Source organism: Micromonospora sp. NPDC049662 (assembly GCF_040675055.1).
Classification (GTDB): domain Bacteria; phylum Actinomycetota; class Actinomycetes; order Mycobacteriales; family Micromonosporaceae; genus Micromonospora.
The window spans coordinates 1-10,736 of record NZ_JBFAOC010000098.1; the positions used below are offsets into that span (position 1 = coordinate 1).

The 10,736-nt window shown below is 69.7% G+C and carries 11 protein-coding genes and 1 tRNA gene; 10 read left to right on the forward strand and 2 right to left on the reverse strand.

The features are described from left to right. Window positions 1–175: 175 nt before the first annotated feature. Entirely contained in the window at window positions 176–652 is a 477-nt protein-coding gene (locus AB0J36_RS33705) for a DUF4383 domain-containing protein (RefSeq protein ID WP_357124559.1), read from the forward strand. A gap of 8 nt (window positions 653–660) precedes the next feature. On the opposite strand, the gene AB0J36_RS33710 is transcribed toward AB0J36_RS33705, so the two are convergent. Then, window positions 661–1,347 (reverse strand): TetR/AcrR family transcriptional regulator, encoded by a 687-nt coding sequence (locus AB0J36_RS33710; protein WP_357124562.1) that lies wholly within the window; start codon window positions 1,345–1,347, stop codon window positions 661–663. Between the two features lie 223 nt (window positions 1,348–1,570). Further along, entirely contained in the window at window positions 1,571–2,536 is a 966-nt protein-coding gene (locus AB0J36_RS33715; protein ID WP_357124565.1) for an acyl-CoA desaturase, read from the reverse strand. 126 nt (window positions 2,537–2,662) lie between these two features. Between AB0J36_RS33715 and AB0J36_RS33720 the strand changes: the two genes are divergently transcribed. The 9 genes from AB0J36_RS33720 to AB0J36_RS33760 all read left to right on the forward strand — a co-directional run bounded on the left by AB0J36_RS33720 (window position 2,663) and on the right by AB0J36_RS33760 (window position 10,663). Continuing rightward, window positions 2,663–2,884: a hypothetical protein gene (locus AB0J36_RS33720; RefSeq protein WP_357171845.1), complete on the forward strand. Its 222-nt coding sequence runs from the start codon at window positions 2,663–2,665 to the stop codon at window positions 2,882–2,884. Between the two features lie 52 nt (window positions 2,885–2,936). After that, a tRNA-Gln gene (locus tag AB0J36_RS33725) sits at window positions 2,937–3,008 on the forward strand. A 110-nt stretch (window positions 3,009–3,118) separates the two neighbouring features. Beyond that, complete coding sequence (gene glmU, locus AB0J36_RS33730) at window positions 3,119–4,678, forward strand: bifunctional UDP-N-acetylglucosamine diphosphorylase/glucosamine-1-phosphate N-acetyltransferase GlmU (RefSeq protein WP_357171844.1); 1,560 nt, start codon at window positions 3,119–3,121, stop codon at window positions 4,676–4,678. Window positions 4,679–4,735: 57 nt separating this feature from the next. Next, window positions 4,736–5,716, forward strand: a complete 981-nt coding sequence (locus AB0J36_RS33735) for a ribose-phosphate diphosphokinase (protein ID WP_355048964.1) — start codon at window positions 4,736–4,738, stop codon at window positions 5,714–5,716. Between the two features lie 311 nt (window positions 5,717–6,027). Continuing rightward, window positions 6,028–6,726: a 50S ribosomal protein L25/general stress protein Ctc gene (locus AB0J36_RS33740; protein ID WP_357124575.1), complete on the forward strand. Its 699-nt coding sequence runs from the start codon at window positions 6,028–6,030 to the stop codon at window positions 6,724–6,726. Between the two features lie 91 nt (window positions 6,727–6,817). Beyond that, window positions 6,818–7,408, forward strand: coding sequence for an aminoacyl-tRNA hydrolase (gene pth / locus AB0J36_RS33745; protein WP_357124578.1), 591 nt, complete (start codon window positions 6,818–6,820; stop codon window positions 7,406–7,408). Window positions 7,409–7,542: 134 nt separating this feature from the next. After that, complete coding sequence (locus AB0J36_RS33750) at window positions 7,543–8,373, forward strand: inositol monophosphatase family protein (protein WP_357124581.1); 831 nt, start codon at window positions 7,543–7,545, stop codon at window positions 8,371–8,373. 65 nt (window positions 8,374–8,438) lie between these two features. Further along, the gene (gene cysD, locus AB0J36_RS33755) at window positions 8,439–9,350 is read left to right on the forward strand and encodes a sulfate adenylyltransferase subunit CysD (RefSeq protein WP_357124584.1); all 912 of its coding nucleotides are present in this window, start codon (window positions 8,439–8,441) and stop codon (window positions 9,348–9,350) included. After that, window positions 9,350–10,663 carry a GTP-binding protein gene (locus tag AB0J36_RS33760; protein ID WP_357124588.1) on the forward strand — a complete coding sequence of 438 codons (1,314 nt, stop codon included), beginning with the start codon at window positions 9,350–9,352 and terminating at the stop codon, window positions 10,661–10,663. Before cysD ends, AB0J36_RS33760 begins: the two co-directional genes overlap by 1 nt. Window positions 10,664–10,736 lie beyond the last annotated feature (73 nt).

Below are 10,736 nucleotides of genomic sequence, written 5' to 3' on the forward strand. Positions count from 1 at the left end.
GAGCTGCTCCGGGCGGTCAGGCTTGATCCCTGCGCAGCTCGGGCTCCGGCGAAAACCTGACCTGGTCCAGCCATTCGGCGGACCGTTCCGGCTTCCTGGTTCTTCGGACAGCCGGGTCTGCCCTGGGTGACAATCCTCCTGAAACGGTCGAACTCAGGTGGATGGGGTCTCGGGTATGCCGCACTTTCCGGTCAACCATCCGGCACGGCCGCTCTACCGGGTGCTCTCCGGGCTGATCGGCGTGTACATCCTGGTCTTCGGCGTCTGGGGGGTGGCCGAGACGATCGGTGACCCGCTCTTCGCCCGCAGCAGCACCTGGGCCCTCGGGCTACGGACCAACCTGGCCTTCTCGCTCGCCTCGGTGGTCTTCGGAGTCGTCTTGATCATCGGTGCGTCCCGGCGCACCAACCTCGGCCACTACATGAACCTCACCGCCGGGGTGGTGTTCCTGGTGACCAGCATCCTGATGATGTCCGTGCTGCAGACCGACGCGAACTTCCTCAACTTCTCGATGTCGACCGTGATCGTGTCGATGCTGTTCGGTCTGATCCTGCTCGGCACCGGCCTCTACGACAAGGTCGGCCCGTCGGAGCACGCCGAGGCGGAGTTGGAACGCCGCAAACACCCGGTGGCAGACGCGCACCGGAGCTGAGACCGGGGTCAGTGCCGGCGGGCGGTGATCAGCGTGGGTTTCGCCTCCAGGTGCGACAACCCGTTCCACGCCATGTTGACCAGGTGCGCCGCCACCGTCTCCTTGCGCGGCTTGCGCACCTCCAGCCACCAGCGGCCGGTCAACGCGACCATGCCCACCAGCGCCTGCGAGTAGAGCTCGGCCAGCTTCGGGTCGTACCCCCGGCTCTTGAACTCGGCGCCGAGGATGTGCTCGACCTGGTGGGCGACGTCGTTCATCACGCTGCTGAAGGTGGCCGTGCCGGACATCAGCGGCGACTCGCGGACCAGCACCCGGAACCCGCTCGTCTCCTCCTCGATGTAGCCCAGCAGGGCCATCGCGGCCTGCTCCAACAACTCCCGCGGATGCCCCGCCGTCAGCGCTGTGGTGATCCGGTCCAGCAGGGCCCGGACCTCCCGGTCGACCACGACCGCGTAGAGCCCTTCCTTGCCGCCGAAGTGCTCGTAGACCACCGGCTTGGAGACCTTGGCGCGGGCCGCCACCTCCTCGATCGAGGTGGCGTCGAAACCGCGCTCGGCGAACAGCTGCCTGCCGATCGCGATCAACTGCTCCCTACGCTGCGCCGCCGACATCCGTACCCGGGAGGTGGACTTGGGTTTCGCCGCCGCGGCCGGCGCCGGCCGCCGGCCGGCCGGCTCGTCAGTCACCTCGGGCATGTCGCCGCCTCGCTGGCGCTCCGTCACGCCCTGCCGTGGAATGGTGTCTCCGCTGTGCCCGTTCACGTCGTCGCCTCACTGGCGGGCGGCCCCGACCGCCCTGCCGTGCCGTGCGACCGTACCCGGATCGGGCGCGGCCCTCGTCCGCCGAGCCGTCCGGTCCCCCCGCGTCGCTCGGTCATCCGGCCATCCTGCCAGGCGACCCGCCGTGGCACCGCCCGGTTTACTGGGGTGCGACCGGCTTCACGAGCTTGGCCGCGAGGCGTTCGGGCTTCGGCCAGCGCACCTGCGACGCCGCGCCGACCTTCTCGAAGAACCAGATCACCCGCGCCGAGATGTCCACCTGACCCCGCAGCACACCGTGCCGCGCGCTGGTCGGGTCGGCGTGGTGCAGGTTGTGCCAGCTCTCACCGAACGACAGGATCGCCAGCGGCCAGAAGTTCGACGCGCGGTCGCCCTGACGCATCGCGAACGGACGCTCGCCGTACACGTGGCAGACCGAGTTGATCGCCCAGGTGACGTGGTGCAGAAGGCCTACCCGGACCAGCCCGGCCCAGAAGAACGCGGTGAGCGCGCCCTGCCACGACCAGGTCACCAGGCCCCCGATCAGCGCCGGGCCGAGCAGCGAGATGACCACCAGCGCGGGGAAGAGCCGGTCCACCCGGCTGATGTCCCGGTCGGCGATCAGGTCCGGAGCGAAACGCTCCCGGTTGGACAGCTCGCGGCGGAACAGCCAGCCCACGTGGGCGTGGAACAGGCCCCGGGTCAGCGCCCAGACGCTCGTGCCGAAACGCCACGGCGAGTGCGGGTCACCCTCCAGATCGGAGAACGCGTGGTGCCGCCGGTGGTCGGCCACCCACTGGATGATCTCGCCCTGCACCGCCAGCGAACCCGCGACCGCCAGGGTCACCCGCAGCCACCGCTTGGCCTTGAACGAGCCGTGCGTGAAGTAGCGGTGGAAACCCACCGTGATGCCGAGCCCGGAGACCACGTACCAGACCAGGCCGATGATCACGTCCGTCCAGCCCAGCCAGCCGCCCCAGGCGACGGGCACGGCGACCAGCAGCGCGACGAAGGGGATCACGACGAACGCCCACAGGGCAGCCAGGATCCCGGAGGACTGGGTGCCGTCGGTGAGCGGTTTCGGGCCGGGGCCGGTGGTGTTGGGTTCGAGCACGGTGGTGGACATGACACCTCGCAGGGGGGACGGGGAAAAGATCACTAACCTACGCCTACGTCACCGTAACTTACGGCCCGGTAGATCGCACGAGGAACTTTCGAAGAACCGTCGCACGCCCGTACCAAACTGCTGGTCATGACCGATCTGCTCGCCGTCGAGGTGCCTCGCGTACGCCCCGTTGAACAGCTTTCCGTCGCGCGGATTTTCAACCGCCGCGGCATCGGGCGCAACCGTCTCCAACGTCTTCTGAGCGGGGGCCGCCATCGCCGCGGACGGGGGCGCGGTGCCCGAACGTCGTGGATGATCGAGGGGATCATGAGGGATATGAGTGCTGGCGTCGACGAGGTCGGGCGTTAAGGTGTAGCGGCGGGATGCGCATCCTGCCGCGTCGTCCTTCTTGACGATGCGATCGGCCGTGGTGTAATTGGCAACACCCGGGTCTTTGGTACCCGTATTTCAGGTTCGAACCCTGGCGGCCGAGCTATCCCTGAAAGTCCGCTTTGGGTTCTCCTGGGGGTAAGAGGGAACCGTGCCGGGCCTCGTGGTTAGCATGGCCGCGAGAGTGTCCGCCGTCCCGACGGGAGCCACGTCGTGCCCCAGCCCCACCTTCGTACCGTCGTCGTACTTGCCGCCGGTGAGGGCAAGCGGATGAAGTCGACGCTGCCCAAGGTGCTGCACCCCCTGCTCGGTCGTACCCTGCTGGGCCACGTGTTGAGCGCGGCAGCGCCGCTGGCCGCCGACCGGACCGTCGTCGTGGTGGGTCACGGCGCCGACCAGGTTCGTGCGCATCTCACCGAGATCGCCCCCGACGCCACGCCCGTGCTGCAGGCCGAGCAGCTCGGCACCGGGCACGCCGTGCGGATCGCGTTGGACGCCGTGCCGGAGGGCGCCGGCACGGTCGTGGTGATCAACGGAGATGTGCCGTTGCTGCGCCCGGAGACGGTGGGCGCGTTGGTGACCGCGCACGAGGAGGCCGCCGCGGCGGCCACCGTGCTGGCCGCCGAGGTGCCCGACCCGACCGGGCTGGGGCGGATCGTCCGGGACGCCGACGGCCGGCTGGAGCAGATCGTCGAGGAGCGCGACGCCGACGCGGCGCAGCGTGCGATCCGCGAGATCAACGCCGGCATCTACGCCTTCGACGCGGTCCGGCTGCGTGACGCCCTGGGCAAGCTCTCCACGGACAACGACCAGGGCGAGGAGTACCTGACCGACGTGTTCGGCCTGCTCCGCTCGGCCGGCGAGCCGGTCGCGGTGCACGTGGCCGTCGACCATGTCGAGACGCTGGGCTGCAACGACCGGGTGGAGTTGGCGTCGCTGCGCCGGCTGCTGCGCGATCGGGTCAACGAGGCGTGGATGCGTACCGGAGTGAGTCTGCTCGACCCGGTGACCACCTGGATCGACGTGACGGTGGCTCTGGACCGCGACGCGGTGGTCGACCAGAACACCCAGCTGCGCGGTGCCACGGTGGTCGGCGCGGGCGCGCTGGTCGGGCCGGACGTCACGCTGGTCGACACCATCGTCGGCGAGGGCGCGTCGGTGGTGCGCAGCCACGCGGTCGGCGCCGAGGTGGGCGCGGGCGCGAGCGTCGGGCCCTACGCGTACCTGCGGCCTGCCGCGCGCCTCGCCGACAAGGCGAAGGTCGGCACGTTCGTCGAGGTGAAGAACTCCGAGATCGGGGCGGGCTCGAAGGTGCCGCACCTGACCTACGTGGGTGACGCGACGATCGGCGAGCAGAGCAACATCGGCGCCGCGTCGGTCTTCGTGAACTACGACGGGGTCAACAAGCACCGTACGGTGATCGGCAGCCACGCCCGGACCGGCGCGGACAACATGTTCGTGGCGCCGGTCGAGGTGGGCGACGGCGCGTACACGGCGGCCGGTTCGGTGATCGTGGACGACGTGCCGCCGGGCGCGATGGGTGTCGCCCGAGCGCGGCAGCGCAACATCGAGGGCTGGGTGGTGATGCGGCGGGCCGGTACGGCGGCGGCCGAGGCCGCGCAGCGTGCCCGCGACGCGAAGGGTGCGCAGCGATCCGGCGACGCGAAGGGTGCGTCGGAGGCGACCGGGACCGCAAGTGACAGTGAGGCAATGCACGGGCGGGCCGAGACGGTGGGCGGTGCGTCCGGCGCGGGAGATACTGCAACCGAATAGTCCCCGACCCACCACCACCGGGCCGGGAACCGCCGACAAACGGGAGCAGACGGGCCCATGGGCAGCATCGTCGCCGAAAACCGCAAGAGCCTGATGCTCTTCTCCGGACGGGGTTTCCCGGAGTTGGCCAAGGAGATCGGCGAGGTGCTCGGCGTGGCACCGACGCCGGCTGACGCGTACGAGTTCGCCAACGGCGAGATCTTCGTACGGTTCAAGGATTCGGTGCGTGGTTCGGACGCCTTCGTGGTGCAGTCCGTGACGCACGGAGTGAACACCTGGGTCATGGAGACCCTGATTATGGTCGACGCGTTGAAGCGCGGTTCGGCGAAGCGGATCACCGTGGTGCTGCCGTTCTACCCGTACGCGCGGCAGGACAAGAAGCACCGTGGTCGGGAGCCGATCTCGGCCCGCCTGGTGGCGGACCTGCTGAAGACCGCCGGTGCGAACCGGATCCTCACGGTCGACCTGCACACCGCGCAGATCCAGGGCTTCTTCGACGGGCCGGTGGATCACCTCTTCGCGATGGACGTGCTCGCCGAGTACGTGGAGCACAGGTACGCGGGTCGGCCGATGACCGTGGTGGCGCCGGATTCGGGCCGGGTGCGGGTGGCCGAGCGGTGGACCGACCGGCTGGGCGGCTGCCCGTTGGCGTTCATCCACAAGACCCGTGACCCGATGAAGCCGAACCAGGTGGTGGCTAACCGGGTGGTCGGTGAGGTGGAGGGTCGGGTCTGCCTGATCGTCGACGACATGATCGACACGGGTGGGACGATCACGAAGGCGGCGGACATCCTCAAGGAGTCGGGGGCGGCGGAGATCGTGGTGGCGTCCACCCACGCGCTCCTGTCCGACCCCGCCACGGAGCGGTTGAAGAACAGCCCGATCAGCGAGGTCGTGGTGACCAACACGCTGCCGTTGCCGCCCGAGAAGCAGCTCGACAAGTTGACCGTCCTGTCGATCGCGCCGCTGCTGGCGCGGGCGATCCGCGAGGTGTTCGACGACGGCTCGGTGACCACCCTGTTCGGTGGTCTGAGCTGAACCGGGCCAGGTCCGGCGGGCAAAGCTGACAAACTGGTCGAAACGGGCTGATCCGCCAGCGGGCAACACCGCCGGCGGATCAGTCCGGCGCCGTGACCGGGGACTGCCGGAAACCTGGGAATTGGCTCGGGTAGACTGGTGCGGTTGCCACGGCGAGGGTGCCCGGCGGGCCGCTGAAGAGCGCCGCACGGAGGCACCGTCATCGACGCGGTGCTCCGGGCAGTCGTTCATGACGCATGAGCCCCAGCGAGCCCCTCGCCCCAGCACCGCCAGACGACAAGCCGCCGCAGCGAAGCATCAGGAGTTTCCCCGTGTCCGAGGTAAAGATCAGCGCCGAGCCCCGCACCGAGTTCGGCAAGGGTGGTGCCCGTCGTACCCGCCGGGCCGGCAAGGTGCCCGCCGTGCTGTACGGCCACGGCGAGAAGCCCAAGCACATCGCGCTGCCGTCGCGGGAGTTCGCCGCCGCGATCCGCAAGGGTGGTGCCAACCAGCTCTTCGCGATCGACATCACCGACGGCACCCAGGTGCTGGCGCTGCCGAAGGCGATCCAGCGTGACCCGATCAAGGACACCTTCGAGCACGTGGACCTGCTGCTGGTCCGCCGCGGCGAGAAGGTCACCGTCGAGGTCCCGGTCCAGCTGACCGGTGAGGCCGCGAAGGACACCCTGATCGTGCACGACCACGACACCCTCTCGGTGACCGCCGACGCCACCAAGGTGCCGGACCACCTGGAGGCGTCGATCGAGGGCGCCGAGGCGGGCACCACGATCACCGCCGCCGACGTCGAGCTGCCCTCCGGCGTGGAGCTGGCCGCCGACTCGGAGCTGCCGGTCGCCTCGGTGACCGCCGCGCCGACGGCGGAGCAGCTCGAGGCGACGCTGCCCGAGGTCGAGACGGCCACCGACGAGGCCGAGGCCGAGGTCGGCGAGACCACCGAGGGCTCCGAGGGCGCGGACTCCGCCCCGGCCGCCGAGGGCGACGAGAACACCGAGGCGCGTACCGAGGCCTGATCGGTTCGTACTCTGCTGGCAGGCGTCCCCGAGCTTCGGGGGCGCCTGTCGGTGTATCGGGAGTCGGCGCAGACGTTTTGAGGGGCGGATCGTGACGGACGAGGCGGGACCGTGGCTGGTGGTCGGCCTGGGCAACCCGGGGCGGGAGTACGCCGGGAACCGGCACAATGTCGGGTTCATGGTGGCCGAGCTGCTGGCGGGGCGTGTCGGCGCGCGGTTCGGTCGGCACAAGCGGGCGGTGGCCGAGGTCGCCGAGGGGCGGCTGGGGTTCGGTGGTCCGAAGCTGGTGCTGGTGAAGCCACTGACGTACATGAACCTCTCCGGTGGGCCGGTGGCGGCGCTGTCGCAGTTCTACAAGGTGCCCCCGGCGCAGGTGGTCGCGGTGCACGACGAGCTGGACATCGAGTTCGGCCAGGTGCGGATCAAGTTCGGTGGCGGCGAGGGCGGGCACAACGGCCTGCGGTCGATGTCCAAGTCGTTGGGCACCAAGGACTACGTCCGGGTGCGGTTCGGGGTGGGTCGCCCGCCGGGGCGGCAGGATCCGGCGGACTACGTGCTGTCGGATTTCGGCGCGGCGGAGCGCAAGGAGCTCGATTTCCTGGTGGACCGGGCTGCCGACGTGGTGGAGTCGGTGATCGTCAAGGGCGTGGAGCCGACCCAGAACCTGTATCACGGGGGTTGAGTCGGGCGGTGCGTACCGGATTGGAAACGCCGGGCCGGTAGTCTGCGCCTTTCGGCGTGCCGTGACCGGCGACGCGGGTCGCGGCCGATCGGTGCGTGCGGGCACGGCCGCGGCGAGGCGACGGGAGCGGGCAGATGGGCAGTCCTCCGATGATCGACGGGGCGTTCGCCCGGTGGTTGGCCTCCCGGGCCGGTCAGGCGCTGCTGGACCTGCGTACGGAGTTGGGCTTCTCGGACACCGGGGCGCTGAAGTCGGCCGGGGACAAGGTGTCGCACGACCTGATCCGCACGGAGTTGGCGCGGTGGCGGCCGGGGGACGCGGTGCTCTCCGAGGAGGACGAGGGCTCGCGGTTGGCCTGGGCGGCAGAGGTGAACGCGGGAGCGGTGTCCCGGCTGACCGCGGACCGGGTCTGGATCATCGATCCGCTGGACGGCACCCGGGAGTTCGCCGAGGAGGGCCGCTCGGACTGGGCGGTGCACGTGGCGCTCTGGGCGCGGAGCGCGCCGAGCCCGCACGGGCTGGTCGCCGGTGCGGTGGGGTTGCCGGCGCAGCACCGGGTGCTGGGCACCGACTATCCGCCGGCGTACCCGCCGATGACGGTCGAGGCGGCGACCGCCGGCGAGCGCAAGATCCGGCTGGCGGCGAGTCGGAGTCGACCGCCGGTGTTCCTCACCGACCTGGCCGAGGATGTGGGCGCGCACCTGGTGCCGATGGGTTCCGCCGGGGCGAAGATCGCCGCGGTGGTGACCGGCGAGGTGGACGCGTACATCCATGCCGGCGGGCAGTACGAGTGGGACTCGGCGGCGCCGGTCGCTGTGGCGACGGCCACCGGACTGCACGCTTCCCGGATCGACGGTTCTGCGCTTCGATACAACGAGGCGGATCCGCGCCTGCCGGACCTGCTGGTCTGTCGCAAGGATCTCGCCAGCCGGTTGCTTGCAGCGCTGCAGAGGCATTCCGGGTAGCCTGAGCGCACTTCTTGACATGTCCGACCGGAAAGGTCTGGAAATCGGATGAGCGAGCGAGTGTCATGACCTCCCCCGCGGCCTACCGCGTCTCCCACCTGGACGCTCTTGAGGCGGAGAGCATCTTCGTGATGCGTGAGGTTGTCGCCGAGATGGAACGTCCGGTGCTGCTCTTCTCCGGCGGCAAGGACTCGATCGTCATGCTGCGGTTGGCGCAGAAGGCGTTCGCTCCGGCCAACATCCCCTTCCCCGTCATGCACGTCGACACCGGGCACAACTTCCCCGAGGTGCTGGAGTACCGCGATCAGCGGGTCACCGAGCTGGGGTTGCAGCTCGTGGTGGCGAGCGTGCCGGAGGCCCTCGCCAGCGGCATGGTCCGGGAGTCCGGCGACGGCATGCGCAACCGGATCCAGACGCCCGTGCTGCTCGACGCGGTGGAGAAGCACCGCTTCGACGCGCTGTTCGGCGGCGCCCGCCGGGACGAGGAGAAGGCGCGGGCCAAGGAGCGGGTGTTCAGCTTCCGCGACGAGTTCGGCCAGTGGGACCCGAAGAACCAGCGCCCGGAGCTGTGGTCGCTCTACAACGGCCGGCACCACCCGGGCGAGTCGATCCGGGTCTTTCCGCTGTCCAACTGGACCGAGCTGGACGTCTGGCACTACATCGCCAGCGAGCGCATCCCGCTGCCGTCGATCTACTACGCCCACGAGCGTGAGGTGATCGAGCGCGACGGCATGCTCTACGCGGTCAACGAGTTCTTCCGGCCGCGCGCCGGCGAGGAGCGGTTCAAGGCCCAGGTGCGGTACCGCACCGTCGGCGACGCCTCCTGCACCGCGGCGGTCCGCTCGGACGCGGACACCGTGGAGAAGGTCATCGAGGAGGTGGCGGCCACCCGGATCACCGAGCGGGGCGCGACCCGTGGTGACGACCGGGTCAGCGAGGCCGCCATGGAGGACCGTAAGCGGGAGGGCTACTTCTGATGAGCACCGAGATCGTGGCCCCGGCCGCCGGCACCGAGACCGCGCCCGAGGCACGGGCGATGGACCTGCTGCGGTTCGCGACCGCCGGCAGCGTGGACGACGGCAAGTCGACCCTGATCGGCCGGCTGCTGTACGACACCAAGTCGCTCTTCACCGACCAGTTGGAGGCCGTGGAGGCGGTCAGCGCGGCCCGGGGCGACGAGTACACCAACCTCGCGCTGCTCACCGACGGCCTGCGCGCCGAGCGGGAGCAGGGCATCACCATCGACGTGGCGTACCGCTACTTCGCCACGCCCCGGCGCAAGTTCATCATCGCGGACACTCCCGGGCACATCCAGTACACCCGGAACATGGTCACCGGCGCCTCCACGGCCGACCTGGCGTTGATCCTGGTCGACGCCCGCAAGGGCCTGGTCGAGCAGTCCCGCCGGCACGCGTTCCTCTGCTCGCTGCTGCGGGTGCCGCACCTGGTGTTGTGCGTCAACAAGATGGACCTGGTCGACTGGTCGCAGGAGGTCTACGAGCGGATCGCCGACGAGTTCACCGCGTTCGCCGCGAAGCTCGACGTACCGGACCTGACGGTGGTGCCGATCTCCGCGCTGCGGGGCGACAACATCGTGGCCCGGTCGGAGAACATGCCGTGGTACGAGGGCCCGTCGCTGCTGCACCACCTGGAGCGGGTGCACATCGCCAGTGACCGTAACCTGGTCGACGTCCGGTTCCCGGTGCAGTACGTGATCCGCCCGCAGTCGACCACGGTCACCGACTACCGCGGCTACGCCGGTCAGGTCGCGTCGGGTGTGCTCAAACCGGGCGACGAGGTGATGGTGCTGCCGTCCGGCTTCACCAGCCGGATCGCCGCCGTCGAGACCGCCGACGGGCCGGTCGCGGAGGCGTTCCCGCCCATGTCGGTGACGGTACGGCTGGCCGACGAGATCGACATCTCCCGGGGCGACATGATCTGCCGGCCGAACAACGCGCCCGCCGTCGCCCAGGACATCGAGGCGATGGTCTGCTGGATGGACGAGACGGCCCCGCTGCGGGTCGGTGGCCGGTACGCCATCAAGCACACCACCCGTTCGGCACGGGCGATCGTGCGCGGGCTGCACTACCGGTTGGACATCAACTCGCTGCACCGGGACGAGTCGGCGGACGAGCTGCGGCTCAACGAGATCGGTCGGGTCCGGCTGCGCACGACGGTGCCGCTGCTGGCCGACGAGTACCGCCGCAACCGTACGACGGGCGGCTTCGTCATCATCGACGAGACCACCAACCGCACGGTAGGCGCCGCCATGATCGTCGAAGCCGCCTAACCCTCAAACCTCCACCCCACGTCGTGTTGATCAAGAGGTTCGCGTCAGAAATCGCGCAGATTCTGACGCGAAC

Excerpts from the sequence above, each read along its gene's own strand:
- AB0J36_RS33750 (WP_357124581.1), top strand. The coding sequence starts at position 7,543 with ATGGGCAGTCCTCCGATGATCGACGGGGCGTTCGCCCGGTGGTTGGCC.
- cysD (WP_357124584.1), top strand. The coding sequence starts at position 8,439 with ATGACCTCCCCCGCGGCCTACCGCGTCTCCCACCTGGACGCTCTTGAG.
- AB0J36_RS33720 (WP_357171845.1), top strand. The coding sequence starts at position 2,663 with ATGACCGATCTGCTCGCCGTCGAGGTGCCTCGCGTACGCCCCGTTGAA.
- AB0J36_RS33705 (WP_357124559.1), top strand. The coding sequence starts at position 176 with ATGCCGCACTTTCCGGTCAACCATCCGGCACGGCCGCTCTACCGGGTG.
- AB0J36_RS33735 (WP_355048964.1), top strand. The coding sequence starts at position 4,736 with ATGGGCAGCATCGTCGCCGAAAACCGCAAGAGCCTGATGCTCTTCTCC.
- AB0J36_RS33715 (WP_357124565.1), bottom strand. The coding sequence starts at position 2,536 with ATGTCCACCACCGTGCTCGAACCCAACACCACCGGCCCCGGCCCGAAA.
- AB0J36_RS33760 (WP_357124588.1), top strand. The coding sequence starts at position 9,350 with ATGAGCACCGAGATCGTGGCCCCGGCCGCCGGCACCGAGACCGCGCCC.
- AB0J36_RS33710 (WP_357124562.1), bottom strand. The coding sequence starts at position 1,347 with ATGCCCGAGGTGACTGACGAGCCGGCCGGCCGGCGGCCGGCGCCGGCC.